1 protein-coding gene is annotated in these 259 nt (G+C 58.7%); it reads right to left on the bottom strand.

Features of this window, described 5'->3' with window-relative positions:
* Window positions 1-248, bottom strand: a 248-nt coding sequence (locus tag HBA93_RS21945) for a hypothetical protein (RefSeq protein WP_221724660.1), incomplete at its 3' end; no start/stop codon positions are given.
* Between the last annotated feature and the right edge of the window lie 11 nt (window positions 249-259).

Here is a 259-nt window from a genome sequence, read left to right as displayed (position 1 = left end):
GCTTTGCGCTGCTCGGGCGTCTTATAGAGCATCTGATTGAGAACGATCGTGTTGACGGAGCCTTTAGGCGACCATTGCGAGGTCAGGCTTGCCGCCTGGCTCGCCATTGCACCGGCAAGTGTGTTGATGTCGCTGTAATCGTCGGGCGTCAGCGCTCGCCGGCGATCAGGCGTATAATTATCGACACGCTGAACAGGCTGCTCATTGGCCGGAGCGATTGGGCGCTGGCGCGGAACTGGATCTTTCATAACGTCGCGGA

The sequence above is a fragment of the Ochrobactrum sp. SFR4 genome (assembly GCF_019730395.1).
Lineage (GTDB): Bacteria > Pseudomonadota > Alphaproteobacteria > Rhizobiales > Rhizobiaceae > Pseudochrobactrum.
Note: the sequence above shows the minus strand (reverse complement) of the source record. Positions and strands in the feature narration are given on the sequence as shown.